Here is a 21776-nt window from a genome sequence, read left to right as displayed (position 1 = left end):
TTCCGCAGAGGTGAGTTGTCGATCAGAAGCCCACGGCGCCCGCGATCATGAAACCGTTGAACTTGCCGCCGTTGTAGATGTTGTTCGATGGGAAGTTGTTGTACTCCTGCGTCACCCATTCGGCCTTGGCGAGCACGTTCGGTGTCACGAACCAACCGCCGCCGAGCTCCCAACGGTTCACGTTCTGATCCGTGTAGACCCTTGGCAGCATCTGCCCGTTGAGCGTGAGATACCGCGCGCCGCCGTAGAACCGCTCGCCGCCGCCGAAGCGATACAGCAGGTCGCTCGAGAACTGACGCAGGTTGCGCAGCTTCGGTTCGGTGAATGCTCCGCCACGGGCGGTTTCATAGCTGCCGAAGTATTCCAGTCCGCCGATCTTGACGAAGGGATTCAGAATTTCCGCATTGACCTTGTTCGAGAACCCGGGGCGGATCTCACCCGACCACGCGTTGGTGGTTTCGGTCGACGCGGTGTTCTCGAGCACATCATAGAAGGGCGAGCCGCCGCGATCGCCGGTGAACAGCGTGTTGCTCGCCGACTTGTTGTTCGAGTAGAAGCTGCCGGTCAGGCGGACGCGGACGCCTTCGTCGAGTTTGGTGTCGAATCCGAGCTTGCCGAGCACCGAGGCACTGCGCGCACCCGGAGCGGTGACTTGGCCATGCACTTCGCCGCCGGTCACGCCGAACATCGCGATGAGATCGCCAGGACGGTAGAACACTTCGCCGCCGATCTCGGTCGTGAACGCCTCGAGGATCGAGTTGCCGATGAACGGGTTGTACATCGAATTGCCGTTGTCCGAGCGGCGCGCATGATCGTCACCGTAGTCGATCTCGAAGTGACCAACCTTGAGTGTGACGTTCTTCATGAGCGCGTCGAGCAGCGCGGTGTGAATCGGCGACTCGTCCATCAGGAAGTAGCCGTCCTTCACCCAGCTCTCCTGGTGATGACGCGCGGAGAGATACGATGTCATGGCGACGCGGATCCCCGGCGCGATCTGCGCGTTCACGTTCAGGTTCGCGACCGCGTTGTTGAAGCCGTGACCGATCGCGATGAGTTGATTCGCATTCACACCGTTCGTGAGGGCGGACAGCGCGGCGTTCGTGTGGTCCAGGCCCTGGAACTCCTGCGTGAAGGCACCGCCGAGCGACAGCGCGAAGCCCGTGAACGGCACGGTGCTCTGCTTGGGCGGCTCGAAGATGTTGAGACCGCGGATGTCGGCCGGACGGATGTGATCGATCTCCGCCGGACGGTACAAGGTCACGGACTGCGGATTGATCTTGGGGTCCTTCTTGGCACTGTCCGGCTTGACGCTGTCCGTAGCAACGCGAGCAACGGTGGCGCTCGCGATTTTCATCGACGGCTGCTGGGCCATCGCAAGTCCGGCGACCAGGGTCGCGGCGGCTGCGAAGCTGAGAGTCTTGAGGCGTAGCATGGTAGTTCCTCCGGTCGGGATTCAGTCGAACGGGGTGCCGCCACTCGGCGGCGCGCCTCGCTCGATCTGATCCGAAGCTACGGCTCGCCAACCGGGGATTCCGTCGGGCAATAGCGGTCGCGCACGTGCGGGGATGCTTGTTTTTTTGTGAGGGAATTCCCCACAGCCTCGCGTCGCACGCGCTGGCCGACGCTATGCGCGAAGCGACGAAACCGGTCGGAGATCGCCACGTGCATGCGAAGGTTTCCCGGTGTGCCGGCCGGCGGTGTCATTCAACGCCTCGCGCGGCCCGCGCGGCGCCATCGACGTCCGCAGCGCGTTGAGAATCACCGCGACGTCGATCGCTTCCTGCACGCCCGCGCCGATCGCCGGCGGCAGATTGGTGACCGCGGCAACGAGCATGGCGACGCCGCTCATACTCAAACCCGCGATGATGCTCTGCCGCGCGATGCGCATCGTGCGGCGGCTGATGCCGATCGCGTCGACGACGCGGTCGAGCGAATCGGCGAGCAGCACGACGTCCGCCGCCTCCGCCGTGATGCCGCCGCCATGCGCGGCCAGCGCGACGCCGACGTCGGCAGCGGCCAGTGCGGGCGCATCGTTGATCCCGTCGCCAATCATCATCACCACGTGCCCTTCCGCCTGCAGCCGCTCGACGAACGACGCCTTCTCGACGGGCAACAGATCGCCGTGCGTCTCCGTGATGCCCGCGGTGGCGGCAACCGCGCGCGCGATGGGCGCATGGTCGCCGGACAGCAGCACCTCGCGCCGGACGCCGGCGTTCCGGAGCGCGCGCAAGACCGCGGGCAGCTCGGGTCGTATGCGATCGGCGTACTCGAATACGCCAGCGAGCTCGCCGTCGATGCTCATATAGGCGCGCAGCGTGGTATCGTCTCGCTCGAGGCGAGCGGCATCCATCACGCCGTTCTCGCAATACGGTACGACGAACGCGCGCGCACCGACGCGCACGTCGTGCCCGTCCACCTGCCCGCGCACGCCATGGCCCGGCGTCTCGGTCGCGCCGACCGCGCGCGGAATACCCAGACCGTCGGCGTGCACCGCGTCCACCAGCACGCGCGCCAGCAAGTGACTCGACTCCTGCTCGACCGCACCGGCGTAGCGAAGCACGGTGTCGCGATCGAATCGCGGCATCACGTTCGCGCGATCCAACGACGGCTTTCCAATGGTGAGCGTACCGGTCTTGTCGAACACGGCGGCATCCACGACCGCGAGACGCTCGAGCGCGCCACCGTGACGCACGATGATGAACCGGCGCGCCGCGCGATTGATGCCGCCGATGATCGCGACCGGTGTCGCGAGAATGAGCGGACACGGTGTAGCCACGACGAGAATCGCGAGCGCGCGCATCCAGTCGTGTGTGATCCAGACCGCCGCCCCGCAGACGAGCACCGTGACCGGCGTGAACCAGATCGCGTAGCGGTCCGCGAGACGCTGCAGCGGCGCCTTGCTCGACTGCGCCGAGCGCACGAGCTCCACGATCCGCGCATATTGGCTGCGTTCGGCCGGCGCGCTCGCACCCATGCGAAATGCGCCGTCGCCATTGATGGAGCCGCTCATCACGCTGACACCGGCCGTCGCGCGTACCGGCGCGACTTCGCCCGTGAGCGACGATGTGTTGAGCTCCGACTCGCCGTCGATCACGACGCCGTCGCACGGCACGGCGTCGCCGGCGCGAACGAGTAGAACGTCGCCCACACGGACCTGCGAGACCGGCACGTCCTCGACGCTCGTGTCACGCACGACGTGCGCGATGCGCGGCGCCGCATCCTCGAGCGCGCGCACCGCGGCCGACGCGCGACCCTCGGCATATTGCTCGAGCGCTTCGCCGCCGGTCTGCATCAACACGATGATCAAGCCGGCGAACGGCTGATCGAGCGCCACGCTTCCAATGATGGAGAGCGACGCCACCATGTCCGTCGCCAGTCGCCCGCGCAGCGCCTGACGCAGGGTGCGAACGACGACCGGCGCACCCGTGACGACGACGCCGATCATCCATATCAGCCGTGCGATGTCGGCGCGGCCAGTGACGTACAGTGCCGCGCCCGCGGCGAGGGTCCCCAGCGTCAGGCCCAGCGAGAACGTGCGTGCGCGTCTAGACATTGTTGGGCATGGCTCCAGAGCTCGAGGACATGCGAACGGCCGCGCCGACCGTCGCGAACCGCCCGCACGCCTCGACCGAGTTGACCGCTACGAGGTGAAGTGCAGCAACGTCTGCCCCGCACCGTGTACAACTCGGAGTGCAACGTCGCGGCCAGCGGCGTCACGCAGCACGTCGATCCCGGTTACCCCTCCGATGCCCCGCGAAAGATGACGTCGCGTATCGCCGAGCTGGCCGAACATCAGCTCCACCCGTTGGTCGTGACTGTCGAAACTGGCGCCGAGCAGCGGGTAGTCGAACTGTTGCGCCTGGGCGCCGATCTCCGGATCGTCGACTTCGAGGATGGACTTTCGTCCCATGTTCTTGCGCGTGAAGTCGTCCAACTGGGTGCTCCAGTCGTTGCGCGGAAGCGCGACCACCGCCGCCGGCTCGACCCGTGTTCGCACGCGTGTCATCGCGGCGGCGTGCGGCACCGTCAGCACGCTGCACGTCGCGCATCGCACGATACGCGTCGTGACGCTGCCGATCAGCAGGCGCGCCACGAAGCCGTGCCCATGACTTCCCGTGGCAATGAGGTCCGCGTTGACGCTCGACGCGAACGCCAGCAACTCGGTCGCCGGATCACCCTGCAGGAGCACGCGCTGCACCGTCATGTCGGGCGGCACGCGCAGTTGATCCTGCGTCTTCCGCAGCGCGGCGCCGGCATCCATCCGGTACGACGTGCCGGGCGCGTTCCACTCATACAGCGTGCTGTCGCGAGGCGCAACGTGCGCGAGATAGACTGTCGCCTCCGGCGCCGCGACCTCGAGCGCCAGCCGCGCCGCGCGCAGACTGGTCTCGCTGAAATCCGCCGCGACGACGATGCGCCGCGGCGCGTGCGTCGCCCCAGTGGCGACGGCGAGCACCGGGACGTCGGACAGGCGAATGAGCCGCAGCGCGGTCTCGTCGCCGAACACTCGATCCATCACCCGATGACGCCCAAGACCGGCAACGATCATGGTGGCCGCCGATTCGTGCGCGAGGCGCGTGACGACGGTCGCGGGATCTCCGTCGTACAACTCGACCGCACCCGACTCCTTCGCGTCGCTCGACCACCAGCGCTGCATCTGATCGATCACCGAGCGGCGCGCTTCGGCCCGTCGCGCCGCCTCGACATCGGCCGAGACGGAGAGCTGCATGTCGGGGCTCACCACCGGAACCGTTTTGAGAACGGTGACGATGCGGAGCGCGTCGGGAGAACCGGCGACCAGGCGTCCCAGGACGAGCGCGGGATCGGACTGATCGCGGCCGTCCGTCGCGATGATGATGGGCGCGGCACGCGAGGCGCGGACGCCGAGCTCCGGCGTGGTCGAAGGCATCTTGAGCGTGGTCATGGTTTCCTCCTCCAGAGGGACCCGCGGTCGGTGGGCGGGCGCTGATGGAAGAATGGACGCGACGCGGCGGCGAGTCCGTCGGCGATCCGCTGAAACGCCGTCGGGGAAAACCTTCCCCCTCAGAACAACTTCACGCTCACGTACCGCTTGGGATTGGCGCGGACGTCGGCGGCGAGCATCCGCAGCTCGGCGAGCAGCGAATCGGTGCGCCGATAGAGCGACGGATCGTTGAGCAGCAGCCCGAGGGTGCCGTCGCCGCGGTTCAACTTGCGCGCGACGCTGTCGCTGACGGCGAGCAGCGCATCGAGCCGCGCCTGCGTCGTCGACACCCGCGCGGTGAGGTCGCGCACTTCCGTCGCCGCGTGACGGAGCTCGACCGAGGCGATGCTGAAGTTCGCCACGAGACGCCGCGCGTCATCCGACGTCACGGCCGAATCGATACGGCGCGACGTCACCTCGACGCCCGCCGCCGTGCGATTGAGCGACGCCACCGCCGCGCGCAGCTGCGCGGAGAGCGAATCGATGTCCGACGCATGCGTCGTCGCCACGCTGCGCAGTGTCGTCGAGAGATCCGCCACATTTCGGATCGATGCGCGCAACTCGCGCGCCGCGGAATCATCGAACGCGACCTGCACGCGATCGGCGACGGTCGCCACGTCGCCCGCGATCTGCCCCGCCACCGCCGTGAGCTTGCCGATGCCGGGGAGCGACGCGCCCGGAAGCTTTCCCGCCTCGTGCGACGCCGCGTCGATCTCGCGCTGCACATCCGCGTCGCGCAGCGCCGCGCGCTCGACGATCGTCGCCTGCCAATCCCCGAACAGGCTCGATTCGTTGAGCAACACCGCCGGCTCCGCAGGCAACACGGTCGACGGATCGATCCGCATCCGCACCTCGACCCATCCGCGTGGCGCGAGCTCGATCGCCTGAATGCGTCCGCCAACCACACCGCGCACCACGACGTCGTTGCCGACGCGCGCATTCCCAACGTCACGGAAGAGCGCGACGACGTCGCGCTGCCGCCGCCCGACGTCGGTCTGCCGGGCCCACGCGACGCCCGCGATCGTCGCAATGACGACGACGACCACCACCAACCCGACGAGCGCATCGTATCGACGTTTCATCGCGCCGCCTGGCGGCCGAGCAGCCACGTCACCGCCCAGAATGCATCGAGCACGAGAATGCAGATCGCGGAGTACACGACCGCCGACGTGGCGGCGTTGCCCACGCCCACGGCTCCGCCTTCGGCGTTCAATCCGCGTCGCGATCCGACGATCGTCACGGCCGCGCCGAAGCTCGCCGATTTGACGAGCCCGTACTCGACGTCGAACGGCTGAAAGAACAGCCGGAATCCCTTCGTGAACTCGGCCGATGAGAGATGTAGCAACATCACCGAGGCCGCCCATCCGGCCGCGACCGCGATGAGCATGGCCGCCGCCACGACGACGGGAAACATCACGACTCCCGTGATCACGCGCGGCACGACGAGAAACGACACCGGATCGTAGCCGAGTGTCTCCAGCGCGTCGATCTGCTCGGTGACGCGCATGGTGCCGAGCTCCGCGGCGATGTTCGCGCCGACCCGCCCGGGCAGCGCGAGACCGGTGAGCACCGGCGCGAGCTCGAGCGTGATGGTCTTCTCGACGAGCGTTCCCACGAAGTAGAGCGGCACAGCGCCCGTGAAGGAGTAGCTCGCGAGCAGCGCGAGCACGATGCCGGTGAAGAGCGCGATGAATGCGGCGATCGGCAGCGAGCCGACGCCGAGCCGCCACATCTGCTGGATCGCCGGCGAACGCCACGTTCGTGCATCGCGCAACGACGCGGCAATGCCGCCGACGAACCGCGCGGTGCGCCCCACCACGCGCAGTCCGCGCAGCGTGGCGGTCCCCAGCGATTCAATCGGATAGAGCGGCGAGGTCATCGTCGTGACGGTGTGCGGTGCGCGCGAACGTTGGTATCTCGCGACGCCGCCGACTGTCGGGGATTTGGCGGACACCGCCCGGCCTTCGCCCGACAGCCCGGCCGCGCGCCTCGAGCCAGCTTGCGTTCGTATCGCACGTGGAGCCGAGCATGGCGCGTCATCGTGGACTTCGCATTGCCATCCGCATCACCGGCGTCGTTCTCGTCGCGGCCATCTGGGCGGCGAATGCGCTCAGGCCGACGACGTGGACGTGGGAGCGCGCGTTGAACGCGGCCGTGCTCGGCGCCGTCGTGATGCCGCCACTCCTCGGCTTCATCATCGCGTGGATGGGCACGTTCGATCATTCGGTGTTCGTCGTGACCTTCACCGCCGGCGCGTGGCTGGTGCTGGGCGGCGGTTTCGCGACGTCGGTGGTTCGCGCATTTGGGCGCCGGCGCGCACTCGACGCGGCGCATGCCATCCGACTCAATAGACCGTGAGAGGGGGATACATCATGTATCAGCACATTCTCATACCCGTCGACGATTCCCTCGCCGCGGACCGGGCGTTGCGTGTCGCGGGCGGGCTCGCCGCGCGCGACGGCGCCACGCTGACGTCGCTTCCGCTGCGCGCCGCTGTCGGTTGCGTGATGGCGGAGTGGGTGAGCCGACAGGCTCGCGAGCTCGACGCCGATCTGATCGTGCTTGCGGCGCCGCGCATCGGACGCCTCTCGAGCGTGTTCGCCGAGAGCGTCGGAGACTATCTCGTCGCGCACACGGACGTTCCACTGCTGGAAGTGCCCGAGGATCCCCGTCCAATGCGGCCCGGCGTGGTTCGGTCACGAAACGACTTCGCACGCATCCTCGTTCCAGTCGATGAATCGGCGGAGTCGCGCACCATTTTTGGACCGGTCGCGAATCTCGCGCGCCACGGCGTGTCGCAGATCCTCCTGCTCCGCGTGATCGAGCAGCCGGCGCCATCGCTGCAGCGGTTGCTTCGATCGAACTATCACGAGGCCGAGCGCGATGAGCAGGCGATGCAGACGGCCGTCGCCGACGCCTACGAGGAGCTCACGCACGCGGCGATCGACCTGGCCGCTCGGAGCGACTGCGACGTCGATTCGTACGTCATCGTGTCACGCGACGTCGCGGCTGCCATCCTGAAATTCGCGTGGACCTACAACGTCTCGGCCATCGCGATGGCCACGCACGGCAGCGGGGCTTCGTTGCAGAGTCGCGGACGCGTCACGGCCCGGCTCGAGCGCGAAAGCCGCCTGCCCCTTCTCCTCCGCCGCCCGCCGTCAGCGCCGTGGCGCGGCCGCGGCATCCCCACCGAGCGCGCGTCGGAGGCCATCCAATGCTCGTGAAAGACGCCATGACCTGGAGCCCCGCCGAAGTAGTGCCGGGCGATTCGATCACGACGGCGGCGCGGCTGATGCGCACGCACGGGGTGGGCCTGCTGCCGGTCGTCGAGAGCAAACTCTATCGCCAGTTGCTCGGCGTCGTGACCGATCGCGATCTCGTGGTGCGCGCGATGGCTGAGGAGCGGGCGTCAGCGGATCACGTGCGCGACGTGATGACGCCGGCGCCGGTGGCGACGATCGGACCGCTGGACAGCGTCGACCGGGCGCTGGCCGCGATGGACGCCGCGCGAGTGCGCCGGCTGCCCGTGGTCGACGAAGACGAGATCGTCCTCGGCGTGATCAGCCGGGTGGACATCGCGCGCTTGACAGCTTCATCGGTCGGTGCCTATATAGGCCATGACCTATGAATACGTGCTGACCGCCCTCGCCGATCCCACGCGCCGCGCGATGTACGCGCACCTTCGCCGGCGCCCCTATACCGTGGGCGAGCTCGCCGAACGCGTCGCCATTCGCCAGCCGAGCGCGTCGGAACACCTGCGCGTGCTGCACCGCGCGCATCTCGTGCACGATCGCCGCGAAGGGACGCGCCGCTACTACGCCGCGTCCACCGAAGGACTCGAGGCCCTGCACCGCTGGCTCGAGTCGATGTGGGACGACGTGCTCAGCGCCTATGCCGACGCCGGCGAGGCACCGGCACGCCCGCGTCCAACCCCTTCACGGAAACGCCGCCCATGACCCACGCATCTCGCGATGTCCCGCCGATTCGCCGATCGGTAACCGTTCCGTGGACGCCCGACGCCGCCTACCGCCGCTTCGTCGAGGAGTTCGGGCGCTGGTGGCCGCGTTACGGACACTCGATCGGCGGACGCCGCGTGAAGTGTGTCGTATTCGATGCGCGCGTCGGCGGCGCCATCTACGAGGAGCACTACGACGGCACGCGCTACGAGTGGGGCACTGTCACGCAGCTCGAGCCTCCGGCACGCGTGGCGTTCACCTTCCACGCGGCGTTCGCGCGCGCCGACGCGCAGCAGGTCGAAGTGACGTTCACGGCCGAGGGACGCGGAACACGCGTCGAGTTGGTGTCGTCGGGCTGGGAGCGGATGAGCGATCATGCCCGCGGCGCCTACGGCGGATACCGCATGGGCTGGGGCGGATTGCTCGCGCGGTACGCCGGGCGGTTCAGCGGCGTGGAGGTTCTGTTCACGTCGATGGCCGTCGCGATGGACGTCCTTCGCCAACGCGAGTCGTTCACGCGGAACAGCGAAGGGCGGATTTCTTCGACCGGAGCCCCTACATAAACGCGGTCGAATGAAGGTTGCGCGGTGTCGGCGGCCGTGACATGATGACGCTTCCCCTCAATCGAGGAATACGCAGATGGTCTCGAGCAAAGCCCTCACGCCCGCCGCGCTCGCGTACGAAGTGCCCCTGTCGCGCTTTCCGGACACGTACAACAAGCAGCCGCTCATGTACCTCGCGCTCGCCGCGCAGAAGAACAACTACGCGTTGTACATGACGGGACTCGCGGACAGCAAAACGCTGCTCGCCCGCCTCGCCGCCGCGTACAAGGCGCGAGGAAAGAAGCTGGACATGGGCAAGAGCTGCCTGCGATTCAAATCGCTCGACGAGCTTCCGATGGACGTTCTCGGCGACATCATCGCGTCGACGGGAGTCGATGACCGCATCGCGGTCGAGCAGAAACGCGTCGGGCGCTCGTGATCCCGTCGGAACGAAAGTCTACATCTACTGAGCGGCAGGCGCGGGCGCGACCAATACCGCGCATCGCGCATCGCGAACGACGCGCGTTCTCACGCTCCCCAGCACGATGCTGGTCGAGGAGCCCTCGTTCATCCCCTCCAAGCGTAATGAGCTCGCAGTGCTCGCGTCGTGCGTATTCAACGACGGGGCGACTGGGCTCGCCCTCGAGCATCGCTGAATCGACACGCCGCTTGGTGTGGCGGCGCAAGTCGCTGAGGGCCAGTTCCAGCTTGGTGCTCGCACCCGCGCGATAGAGCTCGACCAGGTCTCCCGGCTCGGCCTTGACGCCGGCGAATCCGCACACGTGCACCGCGGTCAGCGTTCCTGCGTCGCTCAGAATGTCGGTGCCAATCGCCGCGGCAGCCATGCTCGGCGCGGTGAAGTCGATCGCCGCCACCGCGCGCTCTGGCAGACCGCTCATGCGCGCAGGTACGGCAAGCACTGGAATCGTCGAGTGCTTCATCACCGCAATGGCGGTCTCGCTCCCGAAGATTCGATCGACGCGTTTGTGGCGGCCAAGTCCGGTCACAATCAGCGTGGCGCCCCACTGTCGCGCGAGATCGTCGATGGTAGACGCCGGATCGCCGATGACCGCGCGCGTCTCCCACTCACCCGCGGAGAACTGGTGGACCGCTTGCCGAACGGCTTCGAGCACCTCGAGTCGGCTCGTCTCGTCGAGCGCGACGGGATGCCGCATCGACGTGATCGTCGAGAGGTTGTGCGGGAACGGCGTGACGACGCCCAGCGCCAGCACAGGTGCGTGATACCGTTTGGCGATTGCGGCCGCCACCGTGGCCGCACCGCGTGATTCGGGCTCGCCGGCGGTCGCCAACAGCACGCGTACTTCCATCGGGCGGGGGGCGGCGACGCGCGAGCGACGCGTTTCCGCGCGCTCGCGAACAGTCTTGGTCATGACGTGCCTCCGTTGATCTCATCGTGCACGCGTTTGCATGGTTTCGTCTGTCGGCCGTTGGCCGTATGTCCGTCCCGCGTTCAGCCGTCCGGATTTGCCCGGACTCTCGCGCGCGGCGTGACGATCACCGAACAATTCGCGCAGCGCACCACGCGCATCGCCACCGGTCCGATCGCGACGCGATCCAGTGCCCCATGCCCGTGCATGCCTATCGCGAGCGCGTCCGCCGACCACTCACTCGCGAGCGAGAGCAGCTCCGTCGCCGGATCGCCGCGCAGCATCCGCGATGTGATGCGACCGCAGAATCCGGTCTGCAGCGTCTCCACCATGCGCCGCATGCCCAACTCGGGCATCGCGCGTCCGTCGGGCGTGCCGACGTGGGCCAGCACGATCCCGGCGTCCGGCGCGGCGAGCTCGCGCGCAAGGGTCGCCGCCTCCACGCTCGTCGGCGTAAAGTCCATGCCGACGATGACGCGACGGGGCGGCGTCGCGCGCCCTTCGGCGACGACAAGGACCGGCGTGCGACTCAGTCGCACGAGACGAAGCGCCGATTCGTCGCCGCTCAACCGATCGAGCACACGGGGTCGGCCGATGCCGACGATCAGCAGCGCCGATTCGTGCGTGTCGGCATACGCGGAGATGACGGCCGGTGGGTAGCCGGCGCGCGTCTCGATCGGCACGCTCACCGAGTCGCCGAACAGGCGCTCAATCTGCGCCTTCACCAGTGCCAGCTGCTCTGCCGCATCAGTGGGATCGACGCGCGCGTCGAACGGCGTCGTCGACGTGTTGCTTGGAATCACCGAGAGCACTCCGAACGAACCCATCGGAGCGAGATGGCGCGCCGCGCGGAGCGCGGCGTCGGCAGGCGTGCGACCGTCGCTCGCGACGAGAATGCCGTGCGGCCATCCCTCGCCGAGCCCATGATACTGTACGCGTGGTGCTGCGTTGACGAATGCGGTCATGCCAGGGAAGCTCGGCGATCGGGCGCCGGCGCGGTGTCGGGCGAGCAACCGACGAATGTCAGGAAACCCCTGACAGAACAGCGGCGCCCACGTGCTACACTGCCTGACAGCTATTCCCCGCCTCGAGTGCTGCTTCCAAAACTTGTTACAACGTTAAAGACGTATGACCGCGCCCAGTTCGGCCGCGATGTCATCGCCGGCGTCATCGTCGGCATCGTCGCCATTCCGCTGGCGATTGCCTTCGCGATCGCCAGCGGGGTCACGCCCGGGCGCGGCCTCTGGACCGCGATCGTCGCCGGGTTCCTGATCTCCGCGCTCGGCGGATCGCGCGTGCAGATCGGCGGACCAACGGGCGCGTTCGTCGTGATCGTCTACGGGATCGTTCAGAAGTACGGCATCGACGGTCTCACCGTCGCGACGTTCATGGCCGGTGCGCTGCTCGTCGTCATGGGACTATCCGGCTTGGGCGGCTTGATCAAGTTCATTCCGCATCCGGTCATTACGGGGTTCACGAGCGGAATCGCCGTCATCATCTTCTCGAGCGAGGTCAAGGACCTCGTCGGCCTGCGCATGGGCGCCGTACCTGCGGCGTTTCTGCCGAAGTGGAGTGCGTTCATCGAACACGCACGCGCATTCACTCCGGCGGCGCTCGTCGTATCGACGCTCACGCTCGCGATCCTCATCGTGTGGCCGCGCATCAATCGGCGCATCCCCGGGCCGTTCGTGGCGCTCATCGCAACGACACTCGTGGTGTACCTCGGACATTGGCCGGTCGAGACGATCGGCAGTCACTTCGGGCCGATCGATCCCTCGGTGCCGCACCCGCAGCTCCCGCATCTGTCGGTCGAGCAAATCACGGGGCTCGTCGGACCCGCATTCACGATCGCCATGCTGGCGGCGATCGAATCGCTGCTCTCGGCTGTCGTTGCGGATGGCATGATCGGCGGCCGTCACCGCTCGAACATGGAGCTCGTGGCGCAAGGCGTGGCGAACATCGCGTCGCCGCTGTTCGGCGGCATCCCCGCGACGGGCGCGATCGCACGCACCGCGACGAACGTCAAGAACGGTGGTCGCACACCCATCGCGGGAATGACGCACGCCCTCACGCTGCTGCTCGTCACATTGTTTTTCGGCCGTTACGCCGCGCTCGTGCCGCTGGCGACGCTCGCCGGCATTCTCGTCATTGTCGCGTACCATATGAGCGAGTGGCGAACCTTTCGGGCCGAGCTTCGTTCGCCCAGGAGCGACGTTGCAGTCCTCCTCACGACGTTCGGACTCACCGTCCTGGTCGATCTCACGGTGGCGATCGCCGTTGGTCTCGTGTTGGCGTCGTTCCTGTTCATTCGCCGAATGGCGACCACGGCAAACATCAACGAGGTACGCCGCGCGCTCGACGATGATGCCGATACCGACGACCTGGCCGAGTGGCAGGCGCGCATTCCCGACGGCGTGCGCGTGTTCGAGGTCGCGGGCCCGCTGTTTTTTGGCGCCGCGGAAACGTTCAAGGAGACACTCGGCCAGGTCGCCGAGCGTCCCCGCGTATTGATCATTCGGATGCGCGACGTGACGGTGCTCGATTCCACGGCCATGCACGCCCTGAAAGACGTCATGCGGCGATGCCACAGCGACGGCACGCGGTTGCTGCTGTCGGACGTGCAGTCTCAGCCGCTTGCGGCGCTCGAACGATCGGGACTCCTCGAGGAGATCGGACGCGCGAACGTCGCGCCGGACATCGAGAGCGCGTTGGCCGCCGCCGGCGGTTAGAAGCGCTCCCCTTTCGCTTCACGCACGGCGCTGCCGACCGCATGAATCCGCGACCACATCGTGTAGAAGAATACGGCGAGTCCTCGCCAGGCTCGGACCGAGCTCGCGCTCGGTCATCATCCAGCCGCCGATCGCGAGGCCGACGAAAAGAAACATGATTGCGGTCTTGATGTAGCGGCGAACGAGCGAGTACATGCGAGCATGATAGCGCGTGCCGGAGCGCGATGCCTCCAGGACCAGGAGTCCGATCGCTTGTAGGAGTTTCCCCGACGAACGCCGCGGCAATGTCCGCACAACGCATCCGGGATGCCGCCGACTTTGTCGGACGCCCACAATGGCGATTCTCATATCGACATGAGAAACTCGCCAATTCACGGGACCCGCTGATGCTTTCCCTCACCGCCGACTACGCCCTTCGTGCCATACTCGTGCTCGCGCGCGAGCCACGCGGTACCGCGGTGCAGTCGGACCGGATCGCCGCGGCGATCGATGCGCCGCGCAACTATTTGTCGAAGACCATGAACGCGCTCGCGAAAGCCGGCATCGTCGCAAGCGCGCGCGGTCCGCTTGGCGGCTTCGTACTGACGCAGGATCCATCGAGCCTGTCCGTCGCGCGCGTGGCCGAGGTGTTCGATGAGCCGCGGCTTCACCGGAAGTGTCTGCTCGGACGCCGCCAGTGCGACGCCGATAATCCCTGCGCCGCGCACGCACGCTGGTCCACGATGATGCGCTCCGCACGCGCTCCGCTCACCACCACGTCGATCGCCGACCTCCTCGGCCGCAACGGTATCTGACCCACCATATCCACGCTGAGATCATAGCCATGTCGTCCACCGTCACTCACCTTCCGATCCCTCTCAAGCGCGCCGCGGCGGCTGCCGCGCTGACCGCGCTCGCTCTCTTTGGCACCGCGACGATCACGAGTTGCACGCATGCCGATGCCGCTGAATCGCGCAACAATACCGTGCCGGTTCGCACGCCGTCGGATCCGATCGTCGGCCAGGAAGTCGCCGTGTTGACGGATGCGCCGAATGTGCCGCCGGCAATCACGCGCACGCACGCGACGAAAGTCATTGTCAATCTCGAGGTGATCGAGAAGACGATCCAGATCGCCGACAGCGTGCGATACAACGTGTGGACGTTCGGCGGCTCGGTGCCCGGCAAGTTCATTCGCGTGCGCGAAGGCGATCTCGTCGAGCTGCATCTCGAGAATGCGCCGGGCAACACGATGCCGCACAACATCGACCTGCACGCCGTCACGGGCCCGGGCGGCGGCGCGAAGTTCTCGATGGTGATTCCCGGCCATGAATCGATCTTCGCGTTCACGGCGATGAACCCCGGCCTTTTCATCTATCATTGCGCGACCTCGCCCGTACCGATGCACATGGCGAACGGCATGTACGGCATGATCCTCGTCGAGCCGAAGGCCGGGCTGCCCAAGGTCGATCGCGAATTTTACGTGATGCAGAGCGAGTACTACACGACGGGCAAGTACGGCGAGCATGGCCTGCAGCAGCTCGACATGGAGAAGGGCGTCGAGGAGCGGCCGACCTACGTGGTGTTCAACGGCGCCGTCGGCGCGATCGCGGGCGACAAGTCGTTGCAGGCGAAGGTCGGCGAGCGCGTGCGCATCTTCATCGGCGACGCGGGACCGAACCTCACGAGCTCGTTCCACGTGATCGGCGAGATCTTCGACAACGTCTATCCCGAAGGATCGAGCGTCGCGACCGAGCACGACGTTCAGACAACGCTCATTCCGTCGGGCGGCGCGTCGATCGTGGAATTCGGCGTGGAGAATCCTGGGGATCTGATTCTGGTCGATCATTCGATCTTTCGGGCGTTCAATCAAGGGGCGCTCGGAATGATTCACGTCGCGGGGGCGGCGAATGCGAAAGTGTTCGCGGCCATACAAGGGTTGGGCGTTCAGAAGGAATGATCGAAAACGCTGAAAGGGCGCAGGGCCCGAACGGCGCACACACAACGCACCTGTCATCCTGAGCGAAGCGAAGGACCTCTGTCATGCTTCTCCAACTCTCCCTCCCCCTCTCCGTCATTCTCACCGCCACGCTCGGCTCTCACGCGAAACCGCCGGCGAGCATGGCCGCAATCCCCGCCGGGTCCTACCGCCCGCTCTACGCGATGCCGGCCAGCCCGCGTACGCGCGTCGCCGCGTTCTCGATCGATCGTGAGCCCGTCACGCGCGGAGAGTTCCTTCGTTTCGTGCGCGAGCATCCATCGTGGCGTAAAAGCGCCGTCAAGCCGGCGATCGCCGAGTCATCGTACCTGAACGATTGGACAAGCGACCTCGATGCCGGCGACGGCAAGGCACTTCGCGAACCCATTCGAAACGTTTCGTGGTTCGCGGCCCGCGCGTACTGCGAATCGCTCGGCAAGCGTCTGCCGACGACCGACGAGTGGGAGTACGTCGCGGCGGCAAGCGAAACGAAGCGAGATGCGACCAGTGACCCCGCATTCATTCAACGGCTTCTCGCGAGCTACACAAACCACACCGGCGGCTTTCGCAACGCGTTCGGCGTGTCCGACCTGCATGGCGTGCACTGGGAGTGGACGTCGGACTTCGACGGCGGACGGATGGACCACATGCATCACCACGATCTCAACTGCGCCGGCGCGGCGATGGGCGCGTCAGATCCCTCGAACTACGCCGCGTTTCTTCGCTCCGCCTTTCGTTCCGGACTTACGACGCGTACGGCGGCGACCCACCTCGGCTTCCGTTGCGCGCTGCGCTGATCACATCATATAATTAGAGACTACTCATGTTCTCCACGACACACGCGCTCGACATACAAATGTCCATCAACGAGGTCCTCGGCCAGTACCCGTCCGCCGGCGCGCTATTGCATGCCTGCCGCATCGATACCTGTTGCCGCGGCCAGATGTCGCTCGCCGATGCCGCGACCGAAGTCGGCCTCGACGGCCACGCAATCGCCGCCGAGATCCTCGCGACCGCCGCCGCGACTGATTCGACGGTTGCTCCGGAGCCGAAGTCGTGCTCCTGCGGCTGCAGCTCGCATCGCTAGGAACTCGCGATGGACTGGTTTGCTCGCGCGTTCATCAAGTCCAGCCTCGCCTGGCTCGGCGTCGGCGTCACACTCGGCGTGTGCATGGCGGTCGAGCCGGCGCTGACGATCTACGCGCCGGCACACATGCACATCAACCTGCTCGGCTTCGTCACCATGATGATCTACGGCGTCGCGTATCACGTATTGCCGCGCTTCACCGGGCATCCGCTATGGAGTCGGCGCGTTCCGGTGTGGCACTGGGTCGCGTCGAACGCCGGGCTCGCGATGATGGTCGTGGGCATCGCGCTGCGCGTGCATCTGCAAACTGTGACAGCCGGCACGATCGTGCTGTCGGCCGGCGGAACGCTTTCGGCGCTTGGCGCCTACATGTTCATTCTGAATGCGTGGCGAACGATCGATGGAAAGCGCCTTCGCCACCCGGCGCCGTCGGGCGATCGCATGCATCGTATCGCCCGGTAATGGCGTTATCCTGAGCCGATTGATACTAGTCGGCGTTTAGCAAGATCATGAAATAAAGACCTGGCGAGACGGCCTCGGTCTGATTAGTGTTTGCCTCGAGTCATTCCCACCGGGCAGCACCACCCAACCATTGAGGCTGAATCGTATGCGATTCAAACGCTGGATCGGCGCGTCTGTCGTTCTCCTTTCCTCGTCAGCGTGCTTTCACCAAGTCGTGCAGACGGGTCGTACTCCCGGCTCGACGACGGTCGACAAGACGTTCGTCGCGACGTGGCTGTGGGGGATCGTTCCTGCGCAGCCGATCGACGTTCGCCAGCAGTGCCCGAACGGCGTCGCCGTCGTGACGACGGAGCAGAGCTTCTTGAATGGCCTGGTCGGGGGGCTGACGCTCGGCATCTATTCCCCGCAGCATGTCCAGATCACGTGCGCGTCGAGCACGGCAAGCCTGCCCACTGGCGCGCAAGTCGTGACGATTCCAACGACAGCGACGCCCGAACAACGTGGCCAAATGATCAACGACGCCATCAAGCACTCGCTCGATACTGACATACCGACAGTCCTCCGGTTCTAACCCCCCAGCCGAGGCAACTTCCGATGCATATAAAACTCGTTCTGCCAACACTTGCCGCGTTTCTTTGCGCCGGCTGCTATCACGTTACGGTTGTAACCGGCGCCCCCGAAGCGGCGCAGAAGATCGATAAGGAATGGCAGAATAGCTTTGTGTACGGGCTCGTTCCGCCCACTCAGATCGAAGCGCAGTCAACGTGCGCACAAGGCGTCGCGAAGGTCGAGACCGAACGCACCTTCCTGAACGGTCTCGTAGGCGCCATCACGTACAGCATCTACACGCCGATGCACACGAAGGTGACGTGTGCCGCCGGACCGGTAGCGCGCTAACACGCGCAAAGGCTAAGCGCGGCGGTCGGGGCAACGTGCTCCGACCGCCGCGTTCGCGCGCGATGTAGACGCGACGTCCCAGCCGCGTCTATCAAGTCACAACGAGCATCGTTCCCACATCGGCGACTTCGTGCGAATCAACTTGTTCACGGAATCACGCCGCTTCCGGACCGAACTGTCTCGTTCGTCGACGTCAGGGATCGACTCCTCCTCGATATGCACCCAGTCGGCGCATATCTGATCCATCACGCGGACGCTGAACACCATCGTACCGTCCCCGTGCAGCTCCGTGCGGCACGTCAGCGCAACCGAGACACAGCCTTTGGTCCATGGATCCATGCCGACCAGGTCCGGTACCCAGAACCAGCCGACAATGTGCGGATGGATGGCGCCGGTGTCGGGATCCGCCGTTGAAGCGGCGACGAGCCTGGCAATGTCTGGCCGCAACGTCGCGACGAACGTCACCGAATCGACGCCATGAATCGTCAACGGCGTAGCCGACAGCGTGACCGGCTTCTCCGTCGCATGACGTGCCTGATTCGCGCGCGAATCAGTCGCGCGCGACTGACACGCCGCGAGACACATCACTGAACCACCGAAGCGCAGCAGCCAATGAGCAAGCCGCGGAGCGCGAACGTTGCCCGACGGATCGACGGCGGTCAGCATGTGTACCTCGGCGTCCGGCTCTATTTTATCGCTCGACGCGCCCAGAACGGTGACAACCGCCGCGCCATCGCACTCGCGTGCTGCAGACGCTCGCCATGCGCCGCCAACAGATCGCTTCGCGATACGATCCCGACGACGCGACGCGGCTCGTCCCGCGTGACCACGGGAAGACGGCCGACGTGATGTACGACCATCAAATCGGCCGCTTCGCGCAGCGTGTTCTCCTCGAACACGGCGACGGGCGGACGATGAATCAGCGAATCGAGCGGCTCGCCCTCCGTTCGCTTCGCGTCAAAGATGTCGCGTCGCGTCAACACGCCGACGAGAAGATTGCGCTCGTCTACAATCGGAAATCCCTGGTGCGCCGTGTCGCCCGAGCTGTCGAGCAACCACTTGCGCGCTTCGGCCACCGACATCGCGGCGCGCAACGTCTGTACCTTGCGCTTGCCGACGGCACCGACGTTCACGCGTCCCAGGTAATCGATCGCGTACTCGGCGCGGATGCTGATGCCACGCCGTGCGAGCTTCTCCGTCATGATCGAGTTTCGCCCAAGGAATAGCGCGACCAGATAACTCGAACTGCATCCGACGAGCAGCGGTAATAGTCCGACCGGTTGTCGCGTCGTCTCGAACGCGAACACCATCGACGCGAGCACCGCGTGCGACGCACCGGCGAACAGCGCGGCCATGCCGACCAGACCGGCGACGTGTGCGTCGAGCGCGGCCGCTGGAACGAGTCGCGCCGCACCGCTGCCGATGCCCGCACCGACCCCGGCGCCGATCGTGAACAACGGCGCCATCGTTCCGCCCGAGGTGCCGCTGCCGAGATACACCGCCCACGAAATGAATTTCAGAATGACGAGCACCGCGAGCGCCCGCCCGACGATCGTGCCATCGATCTCGCCGATGATGTTTTCGTAGCCGACGCCCAGCGTGCGAGGCTCGATCAAGCCGATGCAGCCCACCACGACGGCGCCGATGGCCGGCCACCACATGAAGTGAATGTGCCAATGTTCGCCGTAGTGCTCGAACGCGTCCTCGACCCCATACGTCACGCGTGTAATGAACGTCGCGACCACGCCCATCACGAGACCGAGCGCCGCGTATCCGGCCAACGCCGTTCCGCTGGGCTGTTGCATCGTGGCGATCGGAAAGATCGGCGCCGTACCGTGGAACACGATGCGCGTCGCGGCGGCCGTGGCCGCGGCGAGCGCCACAGGAATGAGCGATCGCGGACGGTATTCGAACAACAGGAGTTCGACGGCGAGCAACACCGCGCTCACCGGTGTGCCGAACGTCGCGGCCATGCCCGCTGCCGCGCCAGCACCGAGTAGTGTCTTGCGTTCGTCGGCGGTGACGCGAACGATCTGTCCGGCGATCGATCCGAGCGCGCCGCCGGTGGCGATGATCGGGCCCTCGGCGCCGAACGGCCCGCCGGTTCCGATGGCAATCGCCGCCGATAAGGGTTTTAGAATGAGCACGCGTGGCGCGATCTTGCTCTCGCCGAACAGCACGCGTTCCATCACTTCAGGAATGCCGTGGCCGCGAATCGCCTTCGAACCCCAGCGGGCCATGAAGCCGACGATGATCGCGCCGAGGATCGGAATGAGCAGCAGCGCGGCCGGGTGCCGCATGCCGAGGCCCGGTGCGACGAGCGCGGTGCTCCAACGATCGTAGAACGACACGTTGGTGACGAGGCCGATCAGGCGGCTGAGAAACTCCGCGCACAACGCCGCGAGAAACGCGACGACGATCGCCATCACGGTGATGACGAGCGTGCGTTGATCGACCGGCTCGTATTCGGCCGGCGTGAGCGGCGTGCGTTCGCGCATCGCCGACGCGTCCTCGATTTGCTCGAGACCGGGCGAAACGGGTATGGCGTCCGCAGGCGTCAAGCTGTCCGGCGGATTGATTTCAGGTTCATCCATAGACGTCAATATAATGGGAACCCAATTCAGGCTGCTCGCTCTCGGAGATCCACCACGCGAGGGGTGTGCCCGGTGTGCTCGAAGAACCGCTCGAGGTCCGTGCGGGCCATGATCAACGTGGCGGTGTTCGTGAGCGGATGGCATCGCCAGAGCGGCGCGTTCCAGACGTCGCGATCGACGTAGAGCTCGACGCCCAGCGTTTCGTCGTGAATCAGTCCGAGGACGGTCACCGAGCCGGGCGTCACACCCAGGTATTTCATCAGTCGCTCGGGCGATCCGAAGCTCAATCGATCGGCGTCTGCCTGCTCCGTGAAATCCTTGATGTCCACCGCCTTCTCGCACGTCGTGACGAGCAGCAGGTGGCGGCGTCCGCGCTTGTCGCGCAGAAAGATGTTCTTGGTCTGCACGCTGTCGTGACCGGGGAGCGCGGCGAACGCCTCGTCGCACGTGAAGACCGGCGCGTGGTCGTGTCGCTCGAACGGAATCTTCAGTGCGTCGAGTGTCGCGAAAAGATCGGGCATGCGACGCAAGCTACGCATGCTAGTAGGCCAAGGTGAACCTCTCTCGAACGTGCTTGGGCTGCTCGATCTCGTCTACCAGCGCGACCGCGTAATCCTCGTACGTGATGTAACTCTTCCCCGAAGCATCCGCGACGAGATTGTCGCCGCCGAGGCGGAATTTGCCGGTGCGTGCTCCGGGCCCGATTTCCGCGGCTGGACTCAAGAATGTCCATTCGACGTTGCCGCCCTCGGCGCGATAAACGTCCAACGCGTCGCGCCCCTCGATTGCTTCACCGAGATAGGCAGGAGGAAATCCAGGTTGATCCATGAGCTTCTTGCCCGGCGCGACCTCGAGCGAACCCGCGCCGCCCACGACGATCAATCGTTTGACGCCGGCCGCCGCGAGTCCGGCGATGAGTCCGCGCGCCGCGTCACTCAGTGAGGGCGCGGGCAGATTCGACTTCGCGTTGGGGCGCGGTGAGATCGCGCTCACCACGGCGTCGGCGCCCTTCACCACGCGCGCAACGCTGTCGGCATCAGTCGCGTCGCCTTTCACGAGACGTACGCGCGGATCGGGCGGTGTGGCGTTATCGGGATCGCGCACGACACCGGCGACCTCATGTCCGCGACGCAATGCTTCCTTCGCGATGCGCTGCCCGATGTTTCCCGATGCTCCGAACAAGACGATCTTCACGAGCGACTCC

26 protein-coding genes are annotated in these 21776 nt (G+C 66.0%); 14 read left to right on the top strand and 12 right to left on the bottom strand.

The window, feature by feature from the left end; genetic code table 11:
- Window positions 1–22: 22 nt before the first annotated feature.
- The 5 genes from VN706_16910 to VN706_16890 all read right to left on the bottom strand — a co-directional run bounded on the left by VN706_16910 (window position 23) and on the right by VN706_16890 (window position 6842).
- The gene (locus VN706_16910) at window positions 23–1432 is read right to left on the bottom strand and encodes a hypothetical protein (GenBank protein HXT17322.1); all 1410 of its coding nucleotides are present in this window, start codon (window positions 1430–1432) and stop codon (window positions 23–25) included.
- Between the two features lie 192 nt (window positions 1433–1624).
- Window positions 1625–3553 (bottom strand): heavy metal translocating P-type ATPase, encoded by a 1929-nt coding sequence (locus VN706_16905; protein HXT17321.1) that lies wholly within the window; start codon window positions 3551–3553, stop codon window positions 1625–1627.
- A gap of 87 nt (window positions 3554–3640) precedes the next feature.
- Window positions 3641–4924 (bottom strand): universal stress protein, encoded by a 1284-nt coding sequence (locus VN706_16900; protein ID HXT17320.1) that lies wholly within the window; start codon window positions 4922–4924, stop codon window positions 3641–3643.
- A 119-nt stretch (window positions 4925–5043) separates the two neighbouring features.
- Window positions 5044–6045 carry an MlaD family protein gene (locus VN706_16895; GenBank protein ID HXT17319.1) on the bottom strand — a complete coding sequence of 334 codons (1002 nt, stop codon included), beginning with the start codon at window positions 6043–6045 and terminating at the stop codon, window positions 5044–5046.
- Window positions 6042–6842 carry an ABC transporter permease gene (locus VN706_16890; GenBank protein HXT17318.1) on the bottom strand — a complete coding sequence of 267 codons (801 nt, stop codon included), beginning with the start codon at window positions 6840–6842 and terminating at the stop codon, window positions 6042–6044. Before VN706_16890 ends, VN706_16895 begins: the two co-directional genes overlap by 4 nt.
- A 149-nt stretch (window positions 6843–6991) precedes the next feature.
- On the opposite strand from VN706_16890, the gene VN706_16885 reads away from it, so the two are divergent.
- From VN706_16885 to VN706_16860, 6 genes are all read left to right on the top strand, one after another.
- Window positions 6992–7321 (top strand): hypothetical protein, encoded by a 330-nt coding sequence (locus tag VN706_16885; protein HXT17317.1) that lies wholly within the window; start codon window positions 6992–6994, stop codon window positions 7319–7321.
- Window positions 7322–7335: 14 nt separating this feature from the next.
- Window positions 7336–8187, top strand: coding sequence for a universal stress protein (locus tag VN706_16880; protein ID HXT17316.1), 852 nt, complete (start codon window positions 7336–7338; stop codon window positions 8185–8187).
- Window positions 8178–8591: a CBS domain-containing protein gene (locus VN706_16875; protein ID HXT17315.1), complete on the top strand. Its 414-nt coding sequence runs from the start codon at window positions 8178–8180 to the stop codon at window positions 8589–8591. The genes VN706_16880 and VN706_16875 overlap by 10 nt, the downstream gene beginning before the upstream one ends.
- Window positions 8581–8919 carry a metalloregulator ArsR/SmtB family transcription factor gene (locus VN706_16870; protein HXT17314.1) on the top strand — a complete coding sequence of 113 codons (339 nt, stop codon included), beginning with the start codon at window positions 8581–8583 and terminating at the stop codon, window positions 8917–8919. The genes VN706_16875 and VN706_16870 overlap by 11 nt, the downstream gene beginning before the upstream one ends.
- Complete coding sequence (locus VN706_16865) at window positions 8916–9482, top strand: SRPBCC domain-containing protein (GenBank protein ID HXT17313.1); 567 nt, start codon at window positions 8916–8918, stop codon at window positions 9480–9482. Before VN706_16870 ends, VN706_16865 begins: the two co-directional genes overlap by 4 nt.
- Window positions 9483–9558: 76 nt before the next feature.
- Complete coding sequence (locus tag VN706_16860) at window positions 9559–9900, top strand: DUF1801 domain-containing protein (GenBank protein ID HXT17312.1); 342 nt, start codon at window positions 9559–9561, stop codon at window positions 9898–9900.
- Here the strand turns inward: VN706_16860 and VN706_16855 are convergent.
- Window positions 9836–10852: a universal stress protein gene (locus VN706_16855; protein ID HXT17311.1), complete on the bottom strand. Its 1017-nt coding sequence runs from the start codon at window positions 10850–10852 to the stop codon at window positions 9836–9838. The genes VN706_16860 and VN706_16855 overlap by 65 nt on opposite strands.
- 80 nt (window positions 10853–10932) lie before the next feature.
- Window positions 10933–11814, bottom strand: coding sequence for a universal stress protein (locus VN706_16850; GenBank protein HXT17310.1), 882 nt, complete (start codon window positions 11812–11814; stop codon window positions 10933–10935).
- 126 nt (window positions 11815–11940) lie between these two features.
- On the opposite strand from VN706_16850, the gene sulP reads away from it, so the two are divergent.
- Window positions 11941–13578 carry a sulfate permease gene (sulP, locus tag VN706_16845; protein ID HXT17309.1) on the top strand — a complete coding sequence of 546 codons (1638 nt, stop codon included), beginning with the start codon at window positions 11941–11943 and terminating at the stop codon, window positions 13576–13578.
- Between the two features lie 18 nt (window positions 13579–13596).
- Here the strand turns inward: sulP and VN706_16840 are convergent, their stop codons facing one another.
- The gene (locus VN706_16840; protein ID HXT17308.1) at window positions 13597–13773 is read right to left on the bottom strand and encodes a hypothetical protein; all 177 of its coding nucleotides are present in this window, start codon (window positions 13771–13773) and stop codon (window positions 13597–13599) included.
- 191 nt (window positions 13774–13964) lie between these two features.
- On the opposite strand from VN706_16840, the gene VN706_16835 reads away from it, so the two are divergent.
- The 7 genes from VN706_16835 to VN706_16805 all read left to right on the top strand — a co-directional run bounded on the left by VN706_16835 (window position 13965) and on the right by VN706_16805 (window position 17978).
- Complete coding sequence (locus VN706_16835) at window positions 13965–14372, top strand: Rrf2 family transcriptional regulator (GenBank protein ID HXT17307.1); 408 nt, start codon at window positions 13965–13967, stop codon at window positions 14370–14372.
- Between the two features lie 29 nt (window positions 14373–14401).
- Window positions 14402–15514 carry a copper-containing nitrite reductase gene (gene nirK / locus VN706_16830; GenBank protein HXT17306.1) on the top strand — a complete coding sequence of 371 codons (1113 nt, stop codon included), beginning with the start codon at window positions 14402–14404 and terminating at the stop codon, window positions 15512–15514.
- An 83-nt stretch (window positions 15515–15597) separates the two neighbouring features.
- Window positions 15598–16329, top strand: coding sequence for a formylglycine-generating enzyme family protein (locus tag VN706_16825; protein HXT17305.1), 732 nt, complete (start codon window positions 15598–15600; stop codon window positions 16327–16329).
- 26 nt (window positions 16330–16355) lie between these two features.
- Window positions 16356–16619 carry a DUF542 domain-containing protein gene (locus tag VN706_16820; protein ID HXT17304.1) on the top strand — a complete coding sequence of 88 codons (264 nt, stop codon included), beginning with the start codon at window positions 16356–16358 and terminating at the stop codon, window positions 16617–16619.
- Between the two features lie 9 nt (window positions 16620–16628).
- The gene (locus tag VN706_16815; GenBank protein HXT17303.1) at window positions 16629–17081 is read left to right on the top strand and encodes a hypothetical protein; all 453 of its coding nucleotides are present in this window, start codon (window positions 16629–16631) and stop codon (window positions 17079–17081) included.
- A gap of 145 nt (window positions 17082–17226) precedes the next feature.
- Entirely contained in the window at window positions 17227–17652 is a 426-nt protein-coding gene (locus VN706_16810; GenBank protein ID HXT17302.1) for a hypothetical protein, read from the top strand.
- Between the two features lie 23 nt (window positions 17653–17675).
- Window positions 17676–17978, top strand: coding sequence for a Bor family protein (locus VN706_16805; protein ID HXT17301.1), 303 nt, complete (start codon window positions 17676–17678; stop codon window positions 17976–17978).
- 96 nt (window positions 17979–18074) lie between these two features.
- Here VN706_16805 and VN706_16800 read toward each other — a convergent pair whose 3' ends face one another.
- From VN706_16800 to VN706_16785, 4 genes are read right to left on the bottom strand one after another with little or no spacing between them, the layout of a single operon-like run.
- On the bottom strand, window positions 18075–18644 hold the full coding sequence (locus VN706_16800) for a hypothetical protein (protein ID HXT17300.1): 570 nt from the start codon (window positions 18642–18644) through the stop codon (window positions 18075–18077).
- Window positions 18645–18664: 20 nt separating this feature from the next.
- Entirely contained in the window at window positions 18665–20572 is a 1908-nt protein-coding gene (locus VN706_16795; GenBank protein HXT17299.1) for a chloride channel protein, read from the bottom strand.
- A gap of 26 nt (window positions 20573–20598) precedes the next feature.
- The gene (locus VN706_16790; protein ID HXT17298.1) at window positions 20599–21093 is read right to left on the bottom strand and encodes a prolyl-tRNA synthetase associated domain-containing protein; all 495 of its coding nucleotides are present in this window, start codon (window positions 21091–21093) and stop codon (window positions 20599–20601) included.
- A 19-nt stretch (window positions 21094–21112) separates the two neighbouring features.
- A complete protein-coding gene (locus VN706_16785) occupies window positions 21113–21766 on the bottom strand; it encodes an NAD(P)-dependent oxidoreductase (protein ID HXT17297.1) in 654 nt (217 codons plus the stop codon).
- Between the last annotated feature and the right edge of the window lie 10 nt (window positions 21767–21776).

Source organism: Gemmatimonadaceae bacterium, assembly GCA_035606695.1.
Taxonomy (GTDB): Bacteria; Gemmatimonadota; Gemmatimonadetes; order Gemmatimonadales; family Gemmatimonadaceae; genus JAQBQB01.
Note: the sequence above shows the minus strand (reverse complement) of the source record. Positions and strands in the feature narration are given on the sequence as shown.